At 39.7% G+C, this 24,406-nt stretch carries 20 protein-coding genes and 1 other annotated feature; of the genes, 15 read left to right on the top strand and 5 right to left on the bottom strand.

The window, feature by feature from the left end; genetic code table 11:
- The first annotated feature begins 17 nt into the window (after positions 1–17).
- The 4 genes from Q0376_RS01925 (at position 18) to Q0376_RS01910 (ending at position 4,064) form a co-directional block, all read left to right on the top strand.
- Positions 18–392, top strand: a complete 375-nt coding sequence (locus Q0376_RS01925; protein WP_298703488.1) for a GerW family sporulation protein — start codon at positions 18–20, stop codon at positions 390–392.
- Between the two features lie 353 nt (positions 393–745).
- Entirely contained in the window at positions 746–1,207 is a 462-nt protein-coding gene (locus tag Q0376_RS01920; RefSeq protein ID WP_298703486.1) for an OmpH family outer membrane protein, read from the top strand.
- A 226-nt stretch (positions 1,208–1,433) separates the two neighbouring features.
- On the top strand, positions 1,434–2,567 hold the full coding sequence (locus Q0376_RS01915) for a M20 family metallopeptidase (RefSeq protein ID WP_298703484.1): 1,134 nt from the start codon (positions 1,434–1,436) through the stop codon (positions 2,565–2,567).
- Between the two features lie 372 nt (positions 2,568–2,939).
- The gene (locus tag Q0376_RS01910; RefSeq protein WP_298703482.1) at positions 2,940–4,064 is read left to right on the top strand and encodes an OmpA family protein; all 1,125 of its coding nucleotides are present in this window, start codon (positions 2,940–2,942) and stop codon (positions 4,062–4,064) included.
- A 214-nt stretch (positions 4,065–4,278) separates the two neighbouring features.
- Here the strand turns inward: Q0376_RS01910 and Q0376_RS01905 are convergent, their stop codons facing one another.
- The 3 genes from Q0376_RS01905 to Q0376_RS01895 form a co-directional block, all read right to left on the bottom strand.
- Positions 4,279–4,569, bottom strand: a complete 291-nt coding sequence (locus tag Q0376_RS01905; protein WP_298703480.1) for a cupin domain-containing protein — start codon at positions 4,567–4,569, stop codon at positions 4,279–4,281.
- A gap of 206 nt (positions 4,570–4,775) precedes the next feature.
- Complete coding sequence (locus tag Q0376_RS01900; protein ID WP_298703478.1) at positions 4,776–5,432, bottom strand: hypothetical protein; 657 nt, start codon at positions 5,430–5,432, stop codon at positions 4,776–4,778.
- Between the two features lie 113 nt (positions 5,433–5,545).
- Positions 5,546–6,535 (bottom strand): DUF1858 domain-containing protein, encoded by a 990-nt coding sequence (locus tag Q0376_RS01895; protein ID WP_298703476.1) that lies wholly within the window; start codon positions 6,533–6,535, stop codon positions 5,546–5,548.
- Positions 6,536–6,926: 391 nt separating this feature from the next.
- Between Q0376_RS01895 and sfsA the strand changes: the two genes are divergently transcribed.
- The 3 genes from sfsA (at position 6,927) to gyrA (ending at position 11,089) form a co-directional block, all read left to right on the top strand.
- Entirely contained in the window at positions 6,927–8,174 is a 1,248-nt protein-coding gene (gene sfsA / locus Q0376_RS01890; RefSeq protein WP_298703475.1) for a DNA/RNA nuclease SfsA, read from the top strand.
- A 160-nt stretch (positions 8,175–8,334) separates the two neighbouring features.
- On the top strand, positions 8,335–8,403 hold the full coding sequence (locus tag Q0376_RS09305; protein ID WP_363302976.1) for a hypothetical protein: 69 nt from the start codon (positions 8,335–8,337) through the stop codon (positions 8,401–8,403).
- 214 nt (positions 8,404–8,617) lie between these two features.
- Positions 8,618–11,089 (top strand): DNA gyrase subunit A, encoded by a 2,472-nt coding sequence (gyrA, locus tag Q0376_RS01885; RefSeq protein ID WP_298703473.1) that lies wholly within the window; start codon positions 8,618–8,620, stop codon positions 11,087–11,089.
- A gap of 242 nt (positions 11,090–11,331) precedes the next feature.
- On the opposite strand, the gene Q0376_RS01880 is transcribed toward gyrA, so the two are convergent.
- Both Q0376_RS01880 and Q0376_RS01875 read right to left on the bottom strand, forming a co-directional pair.
- A complete protein-coding gene (locus Q0376_RS01880; protein WP_298703469.1) occupies positions 11,332–11,913 on the bottom strand; it encodes a LysE family transporter in 582 nt (193 codons plus the stop codon).
- Between the two features lie 352 nt (positions 11,914–12,265).
- Positions 12,266–13,177, bottom strand: a complete 912-nt coding sequence (locus tag Q0376_RS01875; RefSeq protein WP_298703468.1) for a LysR family transcriptional regulator — start codon at positions 13,175–13,177, stop codon at positions 12,266–12,268.
- 338 nt (positions 13,178–13,515) lie between these two features.
- Between Q0376_RS01875 and Q0376_RS01870 the strand changes: the two genes are divergently transcribed.
- From Q0376_RS01870 to leuB, 8 genes are all read left to right on the top strand, one after another.
- Positions 13,516–14,424: a DUF2156 domain-containing protein gene (locus Q0376_RS01870; protein ID WP_298703560.1), complete on the top strand. Its 909-nt coding sequence runs from the start codon at positions 13,516–13,518 to the stop codon at positions 14,422–14,424.
- Between the two features lie 214 nt (positions 14,425–14,638).
- Positions 14,639–16,009 (top strand): enhanced intracellular survival protein Eis, encoded by a 1,371-nt coding sequence (locus tag Q0376_RS01865; protein ID WP_298703466.1) that lies wholly within the window; start codon positions 14,639–14,641, stop codon positions 16,007–16,009.
- A 118-nt stretch (positions 16,010–16,127) separates the two neighbouring features.
- The gene (locus Q0376_RS01860; RefSeq protein ID WP_298703465.1) at positions 16,128–17,369 is read left to right on the top strand and encodes a serine dehydratase subunit alpha family protein; all 1,242 of its coding nucleotides are present in this window, start codon (positions 16,128–16,130) and stop codon (positions 17,367–17,369) included.
- Between the two features lie 183 nt (positions 17,370–17,552).
- Positions 17,553–18,317, top strand: a complete 765-nt coding sequence (locus Q0376_RS01855; RefSeq protein WP_298703462.1) for an SDR family NAD(P)-dependent oxidoreductase — start codon at positions 17,553–17,555, stop codon at positions 18,315–18,317.
- Between the two features lie 121 nt (positions 18,318–18,438).
- Positions 18,439–18,637, top strand: a binding site (T-box leader).
- 446 nt (positions 18,638–19,083) lie between these two features.
- Positions 19,084–20,724 carry a 2-isopropylmalate synthase gene (locus Q0376_RS01850; RefSeq protein WP_298703459.1) on the top strand — a complete coding sequence of 547 codons (1,641 nt, stop codon included), beginning with the start codon at positions 19,084–19,086 and terminating at the stop codon, positions 20,722–20,724.
- Between the two features lie 207 nt (positions 20,725–20,931).
- Positions 20,932–22,200 carry a 3-isopropylmalate dehydratase large subunit gene (leuC, locus tag Q0376_RS01845; protein WP_298703456.1) on the top strand — a complete coding sequence of 423 codons (1,269 nt, stop codon included), beginning with the start codon at positions 20,932–20,934 and terminating at the stop codon, positions 22,198–22,200.
- 200 nt (positions 22,201–22,400) lie between these two features.
- Entirely contained in the window at positions 22,401–22,889 is a 489-nt protein-coding gene (locus Q0376_RS01840; RefSeq protein ID WP_298703454.1) for a 3-isopropylmalate dehydratase small subunit, read from the top strand.
- 104 nt (positions 22,890–22,993) lie between these two features.
- Positions 22,994–24,070, top strand: coding sequence for a 3-isopropylmalate dehydrogenase (gene leuB / locus Q0376_RS01835; RefSeq protein ID WP_298703451.1), 1,077 nt, complete (start codon positions 22,994–22,996; stop codon positions 24,068–24,070).
- Positions 24,071–24,406 lie beyond the last annotated feature (336 nt).

The following is a 24,406-nucleotide window of genomic DNA, read 5'->3' as shown; positions in this document are numbered from 1 at the left end:
CGATGAGGAGGATATAAATGGAAAACAAATGCACTTTCATTAAGGATAACTTAGAACCGATTTTTGAAAAATTTAAAGATATGATTAAAGTGGAAACTGTAGTTGGTGAAGCGATTCAAATCGGTGATGCTACCCTCGTTCCTTTCGTAGATGTGACCATTGGCTTCGGTAGCGGCGGTGCTGCAAAAGCTGAATGTGGTGGCACTGGTGGTGGCGCTAAAATGCAACCTACTGCTATTTTAGTTATTAAAGGTGAACGCGTAGAACTATTTAATATTAAAGGTTCTGCTAAATACAGCGGTTTTGATCGTTTAATTGGCATGGTTCCAGAAGTAATTTCTAAATTAAAAAAAGATAAATATATTTATATCAACGAAAATGAAACAAAATAATAGACTAGGAATTTTATAAATCTAGTATAAGTAATGTTACATAGTAATAAGGGAGTCTTTCTTGTATTCATGTGATATTCATTATCAATCTGTAAGATGAATATATAGCCACTGAAGATTACTTTTTATGATATATGTTTATAATGGCATAGTATAGACATAGGAAGGACGTCGTGATTGGCAATAGCTTGATAGTATATAGTATCATTTGAATTATAACTATCAAGATATGTAAGAAGAATATAAACTATTTATAAAAAACTTAGTTTTGTATTGTAGTTTAACAGAATATCTGTTACTATAAAGCAATAGAGCGTATGTTGCGCTTTTATTTGTAAGGAGGTCTTTAGGACATGAATTTTAAAAAGAAGATTGCAACTTTAGCAGTATTAGGGACTATTGGAATGAGCGCCATTGCTAGTGCAGCAACTATTGGCGTTGTTAATATGAATCAAGTAATGCAGGCATATCCTGGTTACGGTGCACTTCAAATGCAGGCTCAAAAAGTTGACGCTGAATACGGCCCTAAACTTCAAAAAACTGCTACTGAAATCAATGGTTTAAAAGATGATGCAGCTAAACAAGATGCATATACTAAAAAATACGAACCAGTATTGAAAAAATACAACGAAGAAATGAACAAAATCTTCGCTCCTGTAGAAAAAGTAGTTCAAGAAAACCTTGAAAATGTACGCGCACAACGCAATGTACAAATCATCGTTGCTGATCCTCGTGTAGTTGTAGCAGCTGAACCTAACACAACTATCGAAGATATTACTCCAGATTTAGTTAATGCTGTAAAAGCTGCTAAATAATTAAGGAGCGACTGCTTCTTCTAAGAATATCTTAGATAATAAAAAGTAAGAGACGACTTCGGTCGTCTCTTTTTTATAATTATAAGAGGAAATTGTCATGTAATGTAGAATTCTTATATTATATGGCTTTTTTTTTATTGGCCCATTTTAATTAATTATAGGTCAGCTGCCTAGATGTTATAGCGACAGCACGTGGCTGACTATGATTTTGTTAGGGGAGGCTCATATGATAAAAGGTACACAAAGGGAATTTTTAAAAGAGTTGGAAGAATTAGTCAACATTGATAGTTATAGCAAAGATCCTGTTGGTACTGCTAAAGTGGCAGCTGTTATGCGCGCTAAGTTTGAAGCCTTAGGGTGGCATATTGAGGAGCATCATCCATCTCCAGAGGTGGGGCCCATTTTATTTATTACGAATCAGCCTGAAGCGGCATCGTATGATGTGTTACTTTTGGGGCATATGAACACGGTATTTAAGACTGGAACTGTGGAGAAACGTCCTTTTTCTATGGATGAAACCTATGCCTATGGCCCTGGTGTGGCAGATATGAAAGATGGCGTATTGGCGGCCTATTATGTATGTAAAAGTCTTGTAGAGAATGATGAATTAGGCTCTATGAGTATTTGTGTATGCTTTAATCCTGATGAGGAAATTAGTTCCCGTTTTTCCAGGCCCTATATAGAAGCGCTTGGTAAAAAATCTAAGCATTGTATTGTTCTTGAGTCGGCCCGAATTAATGGTAATTTTGTTAATGAACGAAAGGGCATTGGCAAATATACGATTGAGTTTTTAGGCAAGGCTGCTCATGCCGCGGTAAATCCAGATAAAGGGGCCAATGCAATTAATCAATTTTTAGTAACGGGGCAAGACATATTAGCTTGGGCTAAGCCAGAATTAGGAACAACGATTAATATTGGTACTGTTGAAGGGGGCACAACGCCTAATACAGTGCCTGATTATGTAAAAATTCAAGTTGATGTGAGGTTAAGAGAGTTAGCTGAAGGGGAGCGAATTCATCAGTTGATGATGGATTTACCTAATCATATGACGGTGGCCGGTGTGCGTGCTAATGTGACGGGGGCGATTGTGCGACCACCTATGCCGAAAACAGAGAAGACCTTGGCATTTTGTGCTGCCGTAGATGATATTTGCAAAAATTTGCAGATTGAAGCACAGTGGGAGTCTACAGGAGGTGGGTCCGATGGAAACTTTGTTGCAGCTCTAGGCGTGCCAACGATTGATGGCTTTGGCCCTGTTGGTGGCAATGGTCATAGTGTGGATGAATGTTTAGAGTTAAAACTATTGATGGAACGATTGGAATTAATCTATGAAACTGTAAAATGGTGCGGGAAAGCCTGAGTCTGCAGTTTATGTTACAGCAGCGAACGAGTTTGCAGTTTATGCTGCAGTAGCAGCCGAGTTTGCAGTTTATATTACAGTAGAGCCTGAGTATAAAACTCATGTTGTAGTAAGGCTTTGTGGGGGCTTGGAGGCTTATGCTGTAAGCAGGACATGAGTGATTGGCTGTATTAGCGCGTCATAGACTGGTTTATTTTGAAATGAAGGGGCTTACGGATATAGACGTTTAGTAGAAAAGATATTTGTCCAGTATTAATACATTTTTTACTTGATTTTATATATCAATAAAACTATAATGAAATTAATCGATATAGAGTGTCGTTTTATATTTATTATTGTGTCATTATTATTTATAGAAAGAAGCGATTTTATATGAAAAAGAAAGCTTTATTACTTGCAGCAGTAGCTGCTTGCGTAACATCCGCAGCATTTGCAACTCCACAAACTCAATGGCAAGAAGGTCAATGGCAAATCGATTTAGGCGCTTGGAATACAGAAGCTAGCGTTGACTCTGATAAGCTTTTAGGCGATTTTGGCAGCGGCGATGTAACCACTGATGATGATTGGAATCTTCAAGGTGGCGTAACATATGGTTTAACTGATCGCTGGGCATTACAATACAATTACTATGGCCTTGAAACAAAGGGCAATAACGAAACAGCAGGCGTTAAAACTGATGGTAATAGCCAAGAAGTAAATGCTATTTACTCTTTAAATAAAAACTTTGCTGTATATGGTGGTTGGAACCGCATTGATAATAAATTAAAATCTGAATGGGGCGACGTATCTGAAAAGAATAATATCGCTCAAATTGGTATTATCGGTAAAGCACCATTAACTGATAAACTTGATGTATATGGTAAAGCTGCTATTGGTACAAAAAATACTACTATTTGGGAAGCTGGTTTAGGCTACAGCATTACACCAGACTTTGATATTACAGCAGGTTACCGTTATGTAAATACTAAGTTGGCAGATAAAGGCGATTATGATGTAGTAGCTGATGATGCTAATATTAGCTACAAAGGCTTTATTGCTGGTCTTTCTTACCGCTTTGGTGGTGGTCATGAAGAAGCAGCTGAACCAGTGGCAGCAACTCCAGTATACCGCCCTGAACCACAACCAGTACCAGTTGTTCAACAAGGCCCTGTAGAAAAACAAGATTACTATCTTGAAAGTGTTCACTTCGGCTTTGATGAAGATCAACCATTAGGCACTGAACAAAGTAAATTGGATCATTTTGTACAAGTAGCTAAAGCTAATCCAACTCATACCTATAAATTAGTGGGTAACACAGATGCTAAAGGTACTGATGGCTACAATGCTAACTTATCTAAACGCCGTGTAGATAATGTAGCAGCTTATGCGCAACGTCAAGGTGTACCAGCTGCACAATTAGAATTAAACTACAAAGGTGAATCCGATCCTGTAGCAACTAATAATACAGACCAAGGTCGTGCTGATAACCGCCGCGTAGATATTTGGGAAAATAAATAAGATTAGGTCCTAGGCCTATACATATAAAGAAAAGCCCCCTGTTTTAGCAGGGGGCCTTTCTTTTGGATATTTTGGATATTATGAATAGGAATTAATTTGGTTCTATAACTCTTAATTTGGAACCTATAATCTTATATAGGATACATCCATATAAGGATACACTTATATAAAGATAACCAATATAAAATGAACCATTATAGATAAAGCAGGGCAACTATGCTTCTGGTTTCGTAATTAAGGTTACAATAAACTCACTATCTTCTAGTAAGGTTGCTTGAATATAATTATCACCATTAAATTGAAGTACTGTGCCAGGTTCTAATACATGAGGCTCTTCTTGATTGAGCTCTACACGTACTTTACCTTTTACGACAGTAAAGACTACCTGTGCTTCTGGATGATTATGATTTTCTACTGTGTCACCAGCTTTGCCGGCTTTTTTTACAACTTTAAAATTAGGACCGTCAAATAATAAACCTAATTCTTGTTTTTCTATACCAACCATAGGAATCCTCCTTTTATAATAGATTGCCGACAGGGAAGTGATTTAGCCAAAAGGGAAAGGTAAAATAGCTAAAGTCGAGCCTCTCTCTGCCGGCAAGGTAAATATCGTTACCATTGAGCGAAGTATTAATTTTGACAATTTTATACTTTGGTAATTTTTATGCTTTAGTAATTTTAAACTTTGATAATTTGATGCTTTAGTAATTTTTATACTTTTGCAATTTTATAAATTGGGGCTGTTGCTGCTGGTTCTACGACGAAGGTATAAGCGGGATCAACAGCCTTTACAAAGGCCTTAAACCAAGCTTGATAGGCTAGGCGCATGAAGTCTTGATTGACACCAGATTTTGCCCAATTTGTTACTTGATTTTTATGACTTCCTTCCCAAGAAAAGGCCTCATCAGTATCATGTAACACATCGTCGCCACCATCGCAAGGCATACCATTGAGGTAATAGTCTTGCATGATTTGATAGATTTCTTGAGGACGGTGGATTTCATTGACTTGCTCTTTGGCTACGGTGCCACAAGCTGTGCCTTGTGTAGTGAAGGCTGCTAAAATAGCCTCTTCAGCATCAGTGCCACCACAGTCTAAAAGGTCTTTTATGAATGTGCCTTCTCGTACGCTTGCAGTTTCAATTTGACCTTGTAACCAACCATGAATATTGCCATGGTCAATAATATCTTCTAATTTTTCATCTGCTGAAATGGGAGCACCATAGAGATCAGTCGCTGTATTATGAAGTTCAGTGGCTAAATCATCTAAGCGTTTTTCCCCTTCTTGTAAGATTAACTGCTCCCGTTCAATAAGAAGGCGAATTTTTTTATATAACCAAAAATGAATATGACCCAAGAATGCTGACATGATAGTCTCCTTTTGTGAAATTTAAAATCCTAGAACTCTCATTGTGTAATCTACTAGATTAGCTAATAGCTAATCTAGTAACACATTAATTACGTGCTTTACATTAGTAGGGTTTACGCACCTTTACGAATTGTTTCCAAACGACCTACTAATTCATCTACATCAAAGCCATGGATGGATGCAGCTTGCCAAAGAGGTTCTTGTGTGGCCGATGGACAACCTAAACAGCCCATGCCAATAGATTGAAGAACAGGAATTGTATTTGGATATACTTCAATAATTTCACGAATAATAGAGTCTGCTGTAATAGGGGCCCCTACAGATAAGCCAAGAGCTTGATTACCGGCACCTGGTAAAGCTACCTTTGGCTCTGTTGCTGTGGCCGTAGCTGTACTAATGGAGGCAGGTGTAGCAATCGGTTCTGCTGTAGTAGCATCTGTATTTGCCAATTCGCCAAGAACGGCTTCTTTAAAGGTATCAAGGCCGATACGGTCAATGAATGCGCCTATGCGTTCAATATGAGCATTCTCTTTATAGTATGTAACCATGCGTTCTACTAAGGCTAATACTTGGGCTTCTGTTTCTACCTCAGCAATTAAGTCTGCAAAGCGAGGATGAGCACCAGCGCTACCGCCGGCATATACTTGCCAACCTGTAGCTGTGCCAATAACACCAATATCTTTGGTGATGGCTTCAGAACAGGAGTTAGGACAGCCAGATACGCCCATTTTCATTTTAGAAGGCATTTCTTGGGATACATATAATTTATCTAATTTCATACCTAAGCTGACACTGTCTTGTTTAGCGCGTTTACAGAAGGTGGTGCCAGGGCAGAATTTTACGCTGCGTACGCGATTTGATGTAGTGTATGCTGGTGTCATACCGAGCATGTCCCAAGCTTTATCTACATCTTCCGCTTTTAGATTAGTAATCATGATGCGTTGTGCACCAGTGATTTTTAAGGTAGCTTTAAATGTTTTAGCTACGTCTGCAATTTTTTGAAGTAAAGCGGGTTGTACAAAGCCGCCTGGAATACGAGGGGTAATTGCATAACGGCGTTCACCGTTGCGAATTCGTTGTAAGTTACCTGCTACTTGAGCCATAATAATCGTCCTTTCCCTTTTGACGCTCTCGCCTTTACGAGAGTTTACAATCTACGTATAATGAGGTATGTAATCAATATTACATACAATTAAATTAGAATATATGATGCCCGTGCAATGATGTATCACTGAGGGCATTACATGGTATGTCAATACTTTAGTCATGAAACGATTGAGTAATACAAGGGCTGTTTTCTCTTAAAATAGCATGTATTATGTAATTTCATTGGGTCTATGTGATTGACTATGTTTACATTATAGACAAAATATCTTCTATTGTATGTAGTCTGTGCTACATTTTCAAAAATTTAGATATAGTTGTATACAAATTTTACAAAAAGTAATTATAAATGGCAAATGTTTTCAAAATTAATATAAAGAAAGAGCTTCTATGGAACGATTATATAAGGAAATTATAAAAGCTAAATTTGTAGAGCGTCCCAATCGCTTTGTGGTAAAGGTGGCATTATGTAGTGATGGGGAGCAGAAATCATTAATAGATAATCATGATGCCACAGAGGTGGCCATGCAACAGCGGGACCCGTCGGTAGCGCTTGGCATGCCTGTAGAGCAGGGGCAGGTGGTGGCAGCCCATTTGCCGAATCCGGGACGCATGTGGGAGCTATTATTTCCTGGTGTTGTTATGTATATTGTGCCACATGCAAAAGCAGGCTCCAAAACTAAGTTTCGCGTCATTGGTATTGAACGTGATGGCGTGCCCATTATGTTAGATACAAATTATAGCAATGATGTGGCAGCCTATTTAATCGATGAAAAGCAGATTCCCGGTTGGGAAGAGTGGCATGTGGTGCGAAGAGAATATACAGTAGGTCATAGTCGCTTTGATTTATTGTTAACTAATGAGGCCGGAGAGGATTTCTTATTAGAAGTTAAATCCTGCACCTTGTTTAGTACTGAAGGGGCCATGTTTCCTGATGCTATTACAGAGCGAGGGCGCAAGCATTTATTACATTTAGCTAGCCTTCGCGAAGACGGGTATAGAACGGGGATTTTGTTTTTGGTACAATGGTCGAGAGCTCATTGGTTTTTACCTGATTATCATACGGATTTGGCCTTTGCAACGACTTTTAAAGAGGTGGCACCTGTACTGGATTGGAAGGCTGTGGCCGTGGCATGGACGGAAGAGTTTACTATGCCTAAGGTGGTGCGACAATGTGTGTATAAACATGAGGTGGTGGCACAGGAAGGACAAGATCGAGGGGACTATTTTGTAGTATTAGAATTGCCAGAAGATATAGAGCTTGAAATCGGAAGTAAAGGGCTTATGCATTTTCAAAAAGGGTATTACACCTATGTAGGATCGGCTAAGGCTAATTTAACTAAGCGATTAGAGCGACACAAACGGAAGCGCAAGAACTTGCATTGGCATTTAGACTATTTTAGATCCCATTGTGATGTAGTGGCGGCTTTGCCAGTTCGCAGTAGCGCTGATTTAGAATGTGAAATGAGTGCCGCTATGAAAGGCATTGCGCAGTGGGAGATTAAAGGTTTTGGTTGTAGTGATTGTGATTGCTCGAGCCATTTATATGGCACCACATTTAATCCCATTCACAATGAAGACTTTATGCAAGTCGTAGAAGATTTTCGTATGAATCGCCTAGATTCCACGATGAAATAGCTCGAGGCGATAGAAATAAATTGAGACGAACGAAATAGATTGTGGTGATAGGCTTAGTAGAAAAGGAGTTGACCATGGACCTAGTAAAATCGTTAGCAGGTTTTCTTATGGCTGGTCTGTTTGAGATTGGTGGCGGCAGGTAGATAAAGTAATACCTGATATGGCCGATTTAATAGGCGGTCTTATTGCCTTAATGGGAGTCCTAGTTATTATGTGTTGGCCACGTTAGTTTGGGGGACTAATGTAAGTAGTTTTGCTAGAAATATGGACTTAAGTCGTTCTGCCTAAGGCGAATTAGAGTTTATTTTTATTTTATGATTTAGGCCTGTAGAGGAAAAGTATAAATCCCTGAAAAGTAGCAATATATAGGTAAAAATGATATAATATAAGTTGGTAAAATTCCAAAAAATCGTACATGTTGTATTGTTAAATGAGGTGAGACTGTGGAGGAAACGACCTGGAGTCACGGGAAAATTGAGCCCGTCCAGATTGATAAAGAAATGAAGAGCTCCTATATCGATTATGCTATGAGTGTAATTGTTATGCGTGCCTTACCAGATGTTAGGGATGGTCTAAAACCAGTGCATCGTCGTATTTTATATGCTATGCACGAAACAGGCATGACGCCTAACAAACCATATAAAAAGTCAGCGCGTATTGTCGGCGATGTACTTGGTAAATATCATCCACATGGTGATAGTTCCGTATATGATGCGACGGTTCGCTTAGCGCAAGATTTTAATACGCGCTATCTATTGGTTGATGGTCATGGTAACTTTGGTTCCATTGACGGTGATTCGGCTGCGGCAATGCGTTACACAGAAGTGCGCATGGCTAAGATCACTACGGAAATGTTAGCTGATATTGACAAAAATACAGTTGATTTTATGGCTAACTATGATGAGTCCTTGCAAGAGCCTACGGTGCTTCCTGCTAAGATTCCAAATCTACTTATTAACGGTTCGTCCGGTATTGCCGTAGGGATGGCGACCAATATTCCACCGCATAATCTTAATGAAGTAGCTGATGGTCTTATCATGCTCATTGATAATCCTGAGGTTACTACAGAAGAATTGATGACGGCTATTAAGGGCCCAGACTTCCCAACCGGGGCTATGATTTTAGGTCGCGAAGGCATTAAAAAAGCCTATAGCACTGGTCGTGGCAGCATAAAAATGCGTGCTCGCGCTACTATTGAAGAAATGAACAAGGGGAAACATCGCATTGTAGTGACTGAAATCCCTTATCAAGTCAATAAGGCGCGCGTTATCGAATCCATTGCTGAGCTTAGTCGCGATAAAGTCATTGATGGCATTACCGCTCTTCGCGATGAATCGGACCGCCGTGGTATGCGCATTGTAGTAGAATTGCGTGCCGATGTGCAGCCTGATATTGTTCTTAATAAATTATATAAGCACACGCAATTACAAGAGTCTTTCGGCGTGATTATGCTGGCCCTTGTAGATGGTCATCCTAAAGTGTTGACTTTAAAAGAAGTGCTATCTCACTATTTAAACCATCGTTTAGGCGTTATCGTGCGTCGTACGCAGTTTGAATTGGCTAAGGCGGAAGCACGTGCTCATATTTTAGAAGGCTTATTAATTGCGCTTGATCATATTGATGAAGTTATTGCCACCATTCGTGCATCTGAAACTGATGAAATTGCGAAGAATGCATTGATTAGCAAATTTGGCCTTACTGAAAAACAAGCCGTAGCGATTCTCGATATGCGTTTACGCCGTCTAACCGGTTTAGAACGAGAAAAAATCGAAGAAGAATACAAACAGTTAGAACTTCTTATTGCTGATTTGAAAGCCATTCTTGCTAGTGAAGAACGTCAACGCGGCATTATTAAAGAAGAATTGACTGATATGAAACATAAATATGGTGATGAGCGTCGCAGTGAAATTACCATTGATACATCAGATCTTGATGTGGAAGATTTAATTGCCGATGAAGAAATGGTAATTACATTGACTCGTCAAGGCTATATTAAACGCATGAATGCCAATGTATATCGCAATCAACATAAAGGTGGCGTTGGTGTTGTAGGTATGAAGACTAAAGAGGACGATTATGTAGTTCAAATTTTACATGTTCGCACTCATAATACCTTATTGTTCTTTACTACAGCAGGCCGTGCGTATCGCTTAAAAGGCTATGAAGTACCAGAAGCATCCAGTCGCAATTCACGAGGAACGGCGATAATTAATGTATTGCCGCTTAATGTAGGTGAAGCTGTGACCACCATGATTGATATGGAAACAGTAAATCATGATTTGAATCTCTTCATGGTAACTAAACATGGCGTAGTAAAACGTACATCTATTGAAGAATATCGCAATATTCGTCGTAGTGGTCTTAATGCAATTTCTCTTGGCGATGAAGATAGACTTATTTCTGTATGTATTACAGAAGGTGGTCAAGAAGTTCTCATCGGTACTCGTAAGGGGATGGCGATTCGCTTTAGCGAAGAAGATGCGCGTCTCATGAAGCGCTCCGCACAAGGCGTTCGTGGCATTAAGTTAAATAGCGGTGACGAAGTTGTTGGTGCGGGCATTATTAATGGTACTGGCGAAGTATGCCAAGTCTTCACTATTAGTGAAGAAGGCTTTGGTAAACGCAATAGTGAAGATGCCTATACACTTCAAAAACGTGGCGGTAAAGGGACAAAAAACTTCCGCATTACTGATAAAACTGGTGATGTAGTAGCCGTTGAAATCGTAACTGACGATGATGAAGTGATGTTAATTTCAGAACAAGGCAAGATTATTCGCTTTGATATGAAAGATATTGCTGTTAAGAAGGGCAAGGCTATATCGGGCGTTAAACTTCAAAGTCTTGATGGTGATGACAAAGTAGCTTCTGTAGCTATTATTGCTAAATCAGAATTAGAAAACGAAGACGAAGCGTAAGCGATTTAAGTTTTACATTCGTTAATTAAAAAAACCTCAGTTAGCATATATAAGATTGTTTGTCTTATGTATATGTCTGGTCTGAGGTTTTTTATATTTAGAGACTCTTTTATTTGGGAGTTTTTTATTTAGGGGTTTTTATATTTAGATATGGAGGATTTTATAATTATATATAAAGGGTTTTATATTTATATGTAGGGCGTTAACTTTACATTCCTATGAGTTCTAAGTGCGCGCTTGATTTACCACATGCTGTAGACACATTCTAATAATGTTAGGGCTAAGATACTATTAATAAGGCGAAAGTGACGATTATAGACGCGCTGCAAGGCGAGTCCCGCGGCAATCCAAGAGCTAGTGGCGATACAACCAATGGTAGCAATACATAAGTTGGCTGCTAAAATCCAGGTCATATGATTTGTATATGGCGTGATGTAGCCTGTTAAGGCCGTGATACCAAAGATGTAGATTTTTACATTTACGAATTGTAACAAAAAGCCTTTAAGAAATGAGGCTTTATGCGTTTCAGTGGTAGTAGCCGGTGTACTGGTAGCAATAGTATAAGCGAGCCAAAGAATATAGGCGATGCCCATATATTTGATGATAGTAAGAAGCTCAGGGGAGGTAGTGCCTAAAAAGAAAACGAACAGTCCACTTATGATTTGTACAGCAAAATAACCGGCAAAAATGCCAAAGAATAAAGGTTTCCCTTTTGACCAACCATATATATTGGTCGTGTTTAGGGCTAGAATATTGTCAGGACCTGGCGTAAAGGCATTAATAATACAGTACAGTAGATAATTGCTTAGTATATAAAGTGACATAGGACCTCCTTAGGAGATGAAGTAAATAGATAGTAGTTGTATATTTGATAAGAAAATTTGTGTTGCGCTTATCATACAATAAAATATCCTAAGATAGGTAATACATATAAAATTAAGCCATCCATAGTTTTAAACTATGGATGGCTTTTATATACTCATTTAGAGTTTAAGATATAAAGATAGTGTTTAAGATGTTAAAGGTTGTAAGTGTATTATAATAGTATGATTTTATAAATTTTAGTACAATTACTAGCTTACTAATTTTGATAGTTTTGTTAATTTCACTAGTTTCACTAATTTCAGTAATTTCACTAGTTTTACTAATATTGTTAGCTTTACTAAAGATATGACCTTATGATGTAATTTCTTTTTCGTAGGATTTTAATGCTTCAATATAAATGGAGGCTAATTCCGATAAACTCTGATTTTTTAATTGTACATAGCCAATCGTAATGGTCTCATCATAATCAAGGGGGATGGCAATGAGTACATCACCTTGCAAATAGCTCGGCATAATACCGCTAGATATGGTGTAACCGTCAAGGCCGATTAATAAATTAACTACGGAAGCACGATCACTGATGCGGATGAGTTTATCTGCCGGGAGGGTGCTCAAAAGTTCCTCAGAAAAATAATTGGATTCATAGGGCCCTTGTAAAAAGTTGAGCCGTGGGTAAGGGGCTAATTCTTCTAAAGTAACTAAGGATTTAGTAGACAGTGGGTGATTACGGCGAAGAAATACATGAGGCTTCGTTGTAAACAAAGGTGTAAATTGAAGTTCACGCTGTTCTATTTCCTTGCGTAAAATAGATTCATTGGATTGGCTCAGGTATATGACGCCTAAATCACTAAAGCGATTTTTTACATCTTCTAAAATCTGATAGGTCTGTGTTTCATTGAGAATAAACTCAAAACGATCCTCGCCAAATTGTTTTACCATATGAACAAAGGCATTGGCCGTAAATGTGTAGTGCTGAGTGGATACGGAGAAGCGAATTTTGGGAGGCCGACTATTGATAAAACGGTCTTCTAATAAGTCCATTTGTTGGTGTACAGCGCGGGCATAACCAATAAATTGTTGGCCAAATTGTGTTAAAATGACGCCATTGCGGCGGCGCATAAAGAGTGGCTGATGGAGCTCCTTTTCAATATCCTGTAAGGCATTGGACAGGCTGGGCTGTGAAATAAACAGTCGCCGAGCTGCTTCACTAATAGAGCCCGTTTCAGCAATAGTTAAAATGTATTTTAATTGTTGTAAGGTCATGAGTTGGCTCCTATGTAAACTGAGGCTGTATACTTTGGTCTATTATGATAACTGAATTGCATTTATTATATCATGATAGGGAAGCTAAATGTTCATAATTCTCTTTTACTTGATTCTATGATACAATACATATAGAAAGAATGAGATATATAGATATAGATGATTTTGTAAAATTAAATTATGTAGTATAATAGATTTGCTGTGTTTTTTACCATGTGTAAATGAAGCAGTATTTTGTGTGCTTTGCCTTTGTGGTAGGGCCACGAAACTGATTGTACATACAAGTATTCGTAGTTATGGATACTGAGATTTAATATAGTTTTCAGGGGGCGATTCCGATTTTAGATTTTCGACGTTTTGAATTAAAAGATAAACCTTTAATTGATGCTTATTTTGCAGAGCATCATTATGAAGCATCTGACTGTTGTTTTACAACTTTATTTATGTGGCAAGATTCCTATGGTATTGAATGGGCTGAAGAAGATGGCATCCTCTTTATTAAAGGGGGCGGCAAGCGCGATCCATTTATGTTACCACCTTTTGCCGGCAAAGATGCAAAATTTGTAGATGGTCTTGAAATGGCTAAAGAATGGTTTAAGGAAAACAACTTGCCTTTTAGCTTAAAAGGGATTAATCCAATCATGGTAGAGCGCATGAAGACACTTTGTCCAGATTGCTATGAGTTTACAGCTGACCGTGATAATTTTGAATATATTTATAGAACGCAGGATATGATTACCTTGGCAGGTAAAAAATTGCGTCAGAAGAAAAATCATTTGAACCAATTCCGCATGCAGTACACTAATTACGAATACATGCCACTAACAGATGATATTTTTGCTGATTGCATTGCTACCGCTGAATCCTGGGTAGAAACGCATCATGAAGAGGGCATTGAAGATGAGCTTGAAGCGATTAAATTACTCTTCACTCATTGGGACGAATTAGGTTTGGTAGGTGGTGCGATTAAATTATTTGGCCGTATTGAAGCCTTCACTATTGGGCAAATGCTAAATGATCGCATGGCACTAATTCATATTGAAAAAGCAAATCCAACTATTCGTGGCTTATACCAAGCTATTAACAATGAATTTTTACGTCATGAATTTGCTGATGTAGAATTTGTAAATCGAGAAGAAGATATGGGCTTACCTGGCTTACGTAAGGCAAAAGAGTCATATCATCCTGATCATTTTGCAGAAAAATATGATGCTGTTTGCGTTAAAGAAAAAGCAGCGCAGGCATAGTATGTATAAATTAGGGGGTCCATTTGGGCTCCCTTATTTTTACATAAGGCCTAGGGCTGTATTGCATGCTCTTAAAGGGCTAGGGCTGTATTGCATGATCTTAAAAGGCTAGGGCTGTATGGGATGCCCTTAACAGTTAAGTTTTTTAGTTGAGTCTATGTTAGTTGATTGTATTTTTAGAGGAACATATTCTTTATATGAAAGGGTGAGATAGATGGAATTTAGAATTGCTAATGATGGTGATACTAAGGCGGTAAAGCGTTTGTGGGACTATTGCTTTGAAACGGAAGATACGCCATTTTTTAAATATTATTTTGAGAAGGCCTATGAGCCAGAACATACCTTAGTGGGCTATGAAAATGAGACTTTGGCTAGCATGGTTCATTTGCGTCAATATAATTTGGATGTACGCGGTGCGATTTTGCCTATTAGTTACATGGTGGGCGTGGCCACAGATCCCATAGCACGGCGCGGTGGTATTGGTGGGCGTTTGCTTAAGCACTCGTTAGAGGAACTGCGCTCGCGTAAACAAGGGCTTACGATCCTCATGCCATCAAAGGCTGCCTTTTATCAGCAGTATGGTTGGGATTTGTATGCCCATCAATGGGTACAAACCTTACCTTTAGATGAGTTGCGACCATTAACCGATAAAACCATGGAGTTTGGCCTACTAGAAGATGTTAGTGAATGGACTTTATTAGCCCCTGTGTATGAAGCGTATACTAAGAATACAAGTGGTCATGCTGTACGAGGTGAAGCAGAATGGACAAGATTGTTAGAAAGTCTTTTTGCTGAAGGCGTGCGCGTAGCCTATGTACGTGGCCCAGCGCCTATGGGTGAAGCTACTCAAGTAGGAAGCCATTCTAAAAAGGGTCAATGGGGTGGTACTCGTGAAGCGTCTCAGCAAGCAGGTGCCACTACAGGTGCTGGGCAGTGGGCACCTATTGAAGGCTATGCTATGTACCGCTTGGGAGATAGTGAAATTCCCGTTACGGAATTTATTTATACTACAAGACGGGCACAGCGAGGTTTGTTGAATTATTTTTACAATCATCGTTCCCAAGGTCATACTCTTCGTTGGAATGAAGGGCTTAAAGATGAATCCTATATTTTCCATCCTGATGGTAAAGCAGGGCATACAACCATGCCTTTTATGATGAGCCGCATTGTAGATGTGCCTTTGGCAGTCAGTCAAGTACCAGTGAATGAAGGGGCTGCTAAGGATTTACTAGAGTCTGGTCAGTCCTCTTGGCAAATGCGTGTCATAGATCCTTTGGCCGAATGGAATGACCAAGTATTTTCTTTCCAATTAGTAAAAACCAGTGAAGAGGCTGCTATGGATATGACACATGGAGAGGGCGCCATTCGCCTTACCGCGGAAGCCATTGTTGATAGTGATGCTGTAGGAAAACCGATTCTTACGATTACCGTGGGGGCCTTGAGTCTCTTGCTCATGGGGCGAATGACAGCGTCTGAACTTCTATTTGAAGGCAAATTAGAAGTTTCCTCAGAAGGGGCGCCGTTAGTAAAGGCGTTAGATGCACTGTATCCAAAGGTACATACATTTATTAATGAATGGTGGTAAGATTTATATATGGAGGATTATTATATAAGAATAAGCCTTGTATGAGCGTATATATGGCATGATGATGGTATAAGAATAATTTATTGCATGAACATACACCAGTGAGTAGGAGGATGAGATGAAAGATTTATATGCAGTATTGGAGCGGGAAGTCCTACCTGCTTTTGGATGTACGGAACCTATTGCCCTAGCATTGACCGCAGCGAAAGCAGTAGAAGTATTAGGGGAGTTTCCTACTAAATTGCACGCTAATTGTAGTGGTAATATTATTAAAAACGCAAAAAGTGTGACCATTCCCAATGCAGATGGCCGGACGGGCATTTATTATAGTTTGATTTTAGGCGCCATCGTAGGTGATGCGTCAAAAGAATTAGAAGTATTAGAAGATTTGACATCAGCTGATGTAGCGCGCGCTGATGAACTCAATGACAGCGAGTTTTGCACGCTCCGCCTTGCTGAAGGGGTGGCCAATTTATATATTGAGGTCATTGCGAGTACAAATGATCATGAAGTCAAAGTCGTATTGCAGCAAAAACATACGAATATTACTCGTATTGAAAAAGATGGAAACATCTTGTTGGATATTCCTCTAGAAGTGGCCGTAGCTGAGGAGATTGAAGTGGATTTTAATGACTGTTATGAATTTGCCGAACAGGCTGATTTGGAACGGTTAAAGTCATTATTGAGTCGTCAGTTTGAATATAATATGGCTATTGCTGAAGAGGGTATGAAGGGAACTTATGGCTCTAATATTGGTAAATTAATTATTGAAGAGGCTCATACGATTGCAGATAAGGCGCGTGCCTATGCAGCAGCAGGTTCCGATGCACGTATGAATGGCTGCAGTATGCCGGTTATGATCAATTGTGGCAGTGGGAATCAAGGGATTACATTATCAGTGCCTATTTTGATATATGCACAGGAGTATAATATTCCGGAAGAACGACGCTATCGTGCGCTCGCCTTAGCAAATACATTGGCGTTATATATTAAACAGGACATAGGTCGTCTAAGTGCCTACTGTGGCGTTGTTAGTGCCGCATCAGCGACGGCGGCGGGGATTGCGTATTTATTGAATGAGCCGCGTGAAGTAGTTTGGGAAACCTTATCCAACGCCTTAGTAGGGACTTCAGGCGTTGTTTGCGATGGCGCCAAAGCATCCTGTGCTATGAAAATTGGCATGTCCTTAGGCAATGCATTGCTTTCCTATCGGCAGGCAAAATCACAGAATAGCTTTAAAGTCGGCGATGGCATGGTGAAGGGCTCTATAGATAAAACCGTAAAGGCCATTGGCACCTTAGCTCGTGAAGGTATGAAAGAGACAGATATTGTCATTTTAGAATCCATGTTAGAAAAATAGCTATACTTATATGTAATGGCTTACATCATAAGGGGCGAATGGCATGCATAGTATATGGTCAAAATAGTGCTAGAGCCTATATACAAAGGGGCTTCAGTTGTTTTATCATGAATTCAGTGTATAATAAATAATATAGATTATTTTATACTTGCATTGGTCTTGATGAGTAAAGGAGACAGTATTATGAGTCGAAATGTATTAATTACAGGTGCAACTTCAGGAATCGGACGTGCTACAGCAGAGGCATTTGCTAAACATGGGGATAATCTAATTCTCTGTGCCCGTCGTCAAGCTGTTTTAGATGAATTAAAAAATCATTTTGAAACGGAATATGGCGTAAAGGTGACTGTATTTACTCTTGATGTATCAGACCGTGAAGCTGTGACTCAGACGTTACCTGATGTAGTAAAAGCTGCAGGCTCTATTGATGTGCTTGTAAATAATGCTGGTTTGGCACAGGGCTTAGATTCTTTTGAAGAGAGCTCTATCGATGATATGGAAACGATGATTGATACTAATGTGAAAGGCCTTCTATATGTAACCCGTACCATTTTGCCATACATGAAAGAACGCAATGAAGGTCATATTATTAATTTAGGCTCTACTGCAGGGATTTATGCCTATGCAAAAGGCGCTGTATATTGTGCCACTAAAGCAGCCGTTAAGACCTTGAGTGATGGGATTCGCATTGATACAATTGAAACGAATATTAAAGTAACAAATATTCAACCAGGTATTGTAGAAACACCATTTAGTGAAGTGCGTTTCCATGGTGATAAGGACAAAGCAGCGAATGTATACGCTGGCGTAGAAGCCTTACAAGCAGAAGATATTGCGGAGGTTATTTTATTTACTGCCAATCAGCCACGGCGTGTACAAATCTCCGATGTTACTATTATGGCAAACCAACAAGCAACAGGCTTTATGGTAGCTAAACATGTGAAATAGGAATAGAAAATACAGCTATATTATATGACTAAAATTACACGAATCGCATATTTTATGTGATGGAACTCTCTTTTTAATTGACAATTGTCTTTTCCTGTGAGAAAATAACACACATCAAATGAAAGATGCAATGAGCAGGTTTAAAGATATACTAAGTTGCTTTCAGAGAGTTGCCGGTTGGTGTGAGGCAATAGAGCTTGTATAATCGAAACTCCCCTGTGAGCATTGTGGCTGAAACTAAGTAAGCCATGACGGTAGTTCCGTTATAACTATAGAGCACCAACTAGGGTGGTACCGTGTTATGTCATAACGCCCCTGGATTCACGATGTGAATTCAGGGGCTTTTGTTATATACGAATAAAAAGATAATAGATTTTGTAGTGAGCATTAGCTTAATTTAGGCAAGATTTGTTAGTTTTTAAGTATGTAAATATACAACATAACGCCCCTGGACGCAGATACAGTCTGTTTGTCCAGGGGCTTTTTTAGTACCCTTAACCTACATTTGAGAAAGAAGAGAGTGAGCCCTTAGCGTGGAAAGCAACTTAGGGCGACTTGAGAAAGAAGAGAGAGCTTAAAGGGGTGAGAGCCTTTGAGTAGAATTGAGAAAGAACAGAGGACATTTGAAGAGATGGGAAACTTCAAAGGATTTGAGAAAGAAGAGAGAGCTTAAAGGGGTGAGAGCCTTTGAGTGGAATTGAGAAAGAACAGAGGATCTTTGAAGAGGTGAGAGACTTCAAAGATAGTTGAGAAAGAGGAGAATCATATGAGAGAGAATATAGGGGCAACCCAAGGCAAAGAAAATCAAAGTCATGTAACTCAAGATAAGATATATCAAGGGGCAGTCAATGAAAAACACAGTAGCCAGGATACTATGGATCGCGTGTATTTCTTCGATACCACCTTGCGTGATGGTGAACAAAGTCCAGGCGTGAGCCTTCAAACACCGGAAAAGATTGAAATTGCTCAAAACTTAGTGCGCCTTGGAGTGGATGTTATAGAAGCAGGATTTCCAGCTGCCTCACCAGGCGACTTTGAAGCTGTAGCAGCTATAGCAGAACAGGTAAAAGGGGCGACCATTTGTGGCTTAGCGAGAGCCAATAAAAAAGATATTGAAAAGACGGCGGAAGCATTGGCTAAGGCTGAGCGAAATCGTCTTCATGTATTTATTGCTACAAGTGATATTCACCTAGAATATAAGTTGAAAAAAACACGCCGTGAAGTGATTGAAAGTATTAAAGATTGTTTAGCCTTTGCAAAAGGGAAATTTCACGAAATAGAGTTTTCTGCAGAAGATGCGTCGCGCACCGATATGGACTATCTTTGCGAAGTGTTCTCTGTAGCCATTGAAGGGGGCGCTACGATTTTAAATGTGCCTGACACAGTAGGCTATATGACGCCTGAAGAATTTGGGGCTAAGATTAAGTATATTAAAGATCATGTAAAAGGTATTGAAAAGGCCATAATTAGTGTTCATTGTCATGATGATTTAGGCCTTGCTAATGCGAATACTTTGGCAGCGATTCAAAACGGTGCACGCCAAGTAGAATGCACCGTCAATGGCTTAGGTGAACGGGCTGGCAATGTAGGGATTGAAGAAGTGGTTATGACTCTTCACACAAGGCGCGATATATATGGTGTTTATACGCAAATTGATACCAAACAGTTTACAAGAGTAAGTAAAATGATTAGTAAATTGACGGGCATGGTAGTGCCACCGAATAAGGCGATTGTGGGTGCCAATGCATTTGCTCATGAATCGGGGATTCATCAACATGGCATGTTAAACAATCCAACTACATATGAAATTATGACCCCCGATAGTGTGGGCGCTGATAAGACACATATAGTGCTTGGTAAACATTCTGGTCGTCACGCCTTTGAAAGCCATTTAGACGCCATGGGTTTTACCTTTGGGGCTGAGAAGATCAATGATTTATTTGTTAAATTTAAAGCTTTGGCAGATCGTAAAAAAGAAATTTTTGATGAAGATTTGTTAGCCCTGGTTATTGACACTATTGACCATACCAAGGCGATAGAACTAGTACATCATCATTATCATTCAAATGAGCGTGGATATGCTTACGCCGATGTGCGGTTACAGACGCCTACGGGGATTCGTGAAGACGCGGCCGTTGGTGATGGCGCCGTAGATGCTTCGCTTAAAGCTTGCGAACGGGTGATTGGTTTGCCAATCATTTTAAAAAATTATCAAGTGCGAGCTGTTACAGAGGGCCAGGATGCACTAGGGGAAGTGCAGGTTACGGTGGAATATAAAGGGCGAAAATATAATGGCCGGGGCATGAGTACGGATGTTATTTTATCTAGCGTATTGGCCTATATTAATGCAGTGAATTACATTTATTTAAAAGAAGAAATAGAGAATGAGATGAGCCTTATATCGTAAACTGATACGATGCGTGTTACATTTTAAGCTGATGAGATACTTGTTTACACTTTTAGATACTAAGATAGGTGTTACATCTTAAGACTGATGAGGTACTTGTTTACACTTCTAGATATTAAAATAGGTGTTATTTCGTAAGCTAATGAGATGAATAGGCAATTTTTAAATAAAAAGAGGGAAAAGAGAAAGTTCGAGGAGGCTATTGTTATGGGAATGACGATAACAGAGAAGAATATGGCCCGTCATGCAGGCGTGGCAGAAGTAAAAGCGGGACAGATTGTAGAGTGTCAATTAGATGCTATTTTGATGAATGATATTACATTCCCACCAGCACTTAAGGAGTTTAGAAAAATTGGTAAGCCTGTATTTGATACAGAACGGATTTATTTAGTACCAGATCATTTTACACCTAATAAGGATATTAAATCAGCGGAGCAAGCTAAAATAATGCGTGATTTTGTAAGAGAAACAGGCATTACTCATTATTTTGAAGTAGGTCGCATGGGAATCGAACATGTATTATTGCCTGAACAGGGCCTAGTAGCTCCTGGGGATATGATTATCGGGGCGGATTCTCATACTTGCACATATGGTGCGCTCGGTGCTTTTGCTACTGGTGTAGGTTCTACTGATGCAGGAGTGGCTATGGCTATGGGGAAGACTTGGTTCAAAGTACCTGAGACCATTAAAGTGGAACTTGTGGGGCAGCCCAATCGTTGGGTAACGGGCAAGGACATTGTTCTTGAGTTGATTGGTCGAATCGGCGTTGATGGGGCTCGCTATAAAGCCTTAGAGTTTACTGGCTCTGGCGTGGCCCATATGACCATGGCCGATCGTCTAACAATCTGCAATATGGCGATTGAAGCGGGTGGTAAATGTGGCGTCTTTCCTTATGATGCGGTGACAGAAGAGTATGTTACAGGCCGTGTAACAAGGCAGTTCACGCCTCTTGAAGCAGATCCTGATGCGGTATATTGCGAGCATATTATTATAGATCTTGGGGCCTTGCAGCCTGTAGTGGCGTTTCCACATTTGCCATCAAATACACATTATATTAATGAAATCGCTAAAGATATTACCATTGACCAGGTGGTTATAGGTTCCTGTACTAATGGGCGCTATGAAGATTTAGAGGCTGCAGCTTCTATTTTTAAAGGTAAAAAGGTGGCCGATTTTGTACGCTGTATCGTAGTGCCAGGAAGTCAAGCTGTGTATGATCAAGCGATTAAATCTGGCTTAGTCGATATTTTTGTAGCCGCTGGTTGTGCTGTGAGCACGCCTACTTGTGGCCCTTGCTTGGGGGGCTATATGGGGATTATGGCAGCGGGCGAACGAACTGTATCAACGACGAATCGTAATTTTAGAGGGCGCATGGGTCATGTGGATAGCGAAGTCTATTTAGCTAGCCCTTATGTGGCGGCGGCGAGCGCTATACTTGGACGCATTGCAGGACCTGAAGAGGTTGGGGCGCATTAACGAATATATATGGGAGTGTATTGAAGAACTTGATGCTATGGGGCATTTGATGGGGCTATATTTAGAGTGTAGAGATATGGATTGCTTTGGGGGCGAGAAGACTGGGTAGCGTTAGATAGTAAAAGATGTAGGGGCTAGATGTGAAAATAGGTTGTAATAGTAGGGGATTAGGTTGTAATAGCAGAGTATAAGGAGGACCTATGGATTTTGAAGGTAAAATTTGGCGCTATGGCGACAATGTAGATACAGATGTAATTATTCCAGCGCGTTATTTAGCTATTGCTGATATGACAGAATTAGCCACTCATGCAATGGAAGATATTGATACAAGCTTTGCTCAACAAGTTGAAGCTGGTGATATTATGGTGGCAGGTAAAAATTTTGGCTGTGGTTCATCACGGGAGCATGCACCAGCTGTTATTAAAGCGAATGGTGTGCCTTGCATTATTGCGCACAGCTTTGCGCGGATTTTTTTCCGTAATGCCATTAATATAGGTCTTCCGGTCATTGAAATTGGTGACGCTGTGAATCGGATAGCGCCTGATCATAGGATTGGTGTCGAATTAGGGGCAGGTAAAGTTCACAATATAAGTACTGGAGAGATATATGAGGGCACGGCCTTGCCGCCATTTATCCAAAACATTGCAAAAGCTGGGGGCTTAGTTAATTTTGCGAAGGAGCGAGCATAAGTACAGGATCATTAAAAGAATAATTAGGGCTTAGAATTAAAGCCTAGTGTTAAAGCGATAGAACTAAAGTGTTTGAGAAATTAGAGAGAATAGAGGAATGGCTTATGAGTATACATAAAGCGGTAGTGGCCATTGATGGTGATGGCATTGGCAGTGAAATTGTTTATGCCGCACGTCAAGTTATGGATGCCGCCTTGGCTAAGGAAGGAATTACAGTAAACTGGATTGAAAAAAAGGCTGGTGGTGCAGCCCTTGATGCCTATGGGGAACCCTTACCAAAGGATACTATTGAAGCTTGTAACAATGCAGATGCAGTGTTGCTCGGTGCTGTGGGCGGGCCTAAATGGGATACTGTGGCCCCTCACTTACGTCCGGAGCAAGCTATTTTAGGTCTTCGTAAAGCCTTAGGTTTATTTTGTAATTTACGACCAGTCAAAATTTTCCCCTCCCTTCGGGAATACTCTCCATTAAAGGCTGAGTTAGTGCAGGCTGTAGATTTCGTGATTGTTCGCGAATTGACTGGGGGCATTTATTTTGGCGAGCGCTCTGAAGCAAGTGGTGCGGGGCCGAATGAGGCAGCGTGGGATAAGGAGACCTATGCACGGTATGAAGTGGAACGCATTATGGACGTAGCCATAGAAACGGCTCGTAAGCGCAAGGGCCATGTTACTAGTGTAGATAAAGCCAATGTATTGGCCTCATCTAGATTATGGCGCACTATTGCGCAAGAAAAGGCTGAGGCTAATCAAGATATTACTATGGATTATTTATATGTAGATAATACGGCCATGCAATTAGTTGTAAATCCAGCACAATTTGATGTGATTGTGACGACAAATTTATTTGGTGATATTTTAAGTGATGAAGGCGCAGTAGTATCTGGCTCACTAGGCGTATTGCCATCTGCTTCTATGGGAACGGGCACAGCTTTATATGAACCAATTCATGGTTCTGCTCCAGATATTGCAGGACAGGGCATTGCCAATCCATTGGGCACCATTTTATCGGCAGCCATGCTTTGTCGCTACTCCTTAGGGGCTAGCACGGCCGCAGATACTATTGAAAGGGCTGTAGAAAAAGCTTTGGAAGCAGGCTATCGAACCGGAGATATATATAAGCCAGGGATGATTAAAGTAAATACAGAAGGTATGACACAGGCGGTCATACAATATATGGCTTAATTGTAGAGCCTAATTGTATGGCCTAAGTTTATAGTTTAGTTTAAGTGTAGAGCTTAATTGTATAGCCTAAGTATGTGGTCTAAGTATATAGCCTGAGTATGTGGTCTATGTATATAGTTTAAGTGTATGGTTTAAGTATATAGCTTAAGTGATGGAGCCATTTTTCTGCTCTTAAGTCCGTAAAAAAGAAAAATAAAAAATAAGAGAAACGCATGAAAAAAGCTGTAACAAAATGAAGGGCATAGGATTCATTCTGTTACAGCTTTTATATATTTTTTTGAAGATTTTTATCAACAATTTAGGTATAATAGAAAGTATAAAAATAAAATGAAATTT

The organism is uncultured Veillonella sp. (assembly GCF_937981445.1).
Lineage (GTDB): Bacteria > Bacillota > Negativicutes > Veillonellales > Veillonellaceae > Veillonella_A.
The sequence above is the reverse complement of the archived record's forward strand: the minus strand, read 5'-3'. Positions and strand labels throughout refer to the sequence as shown.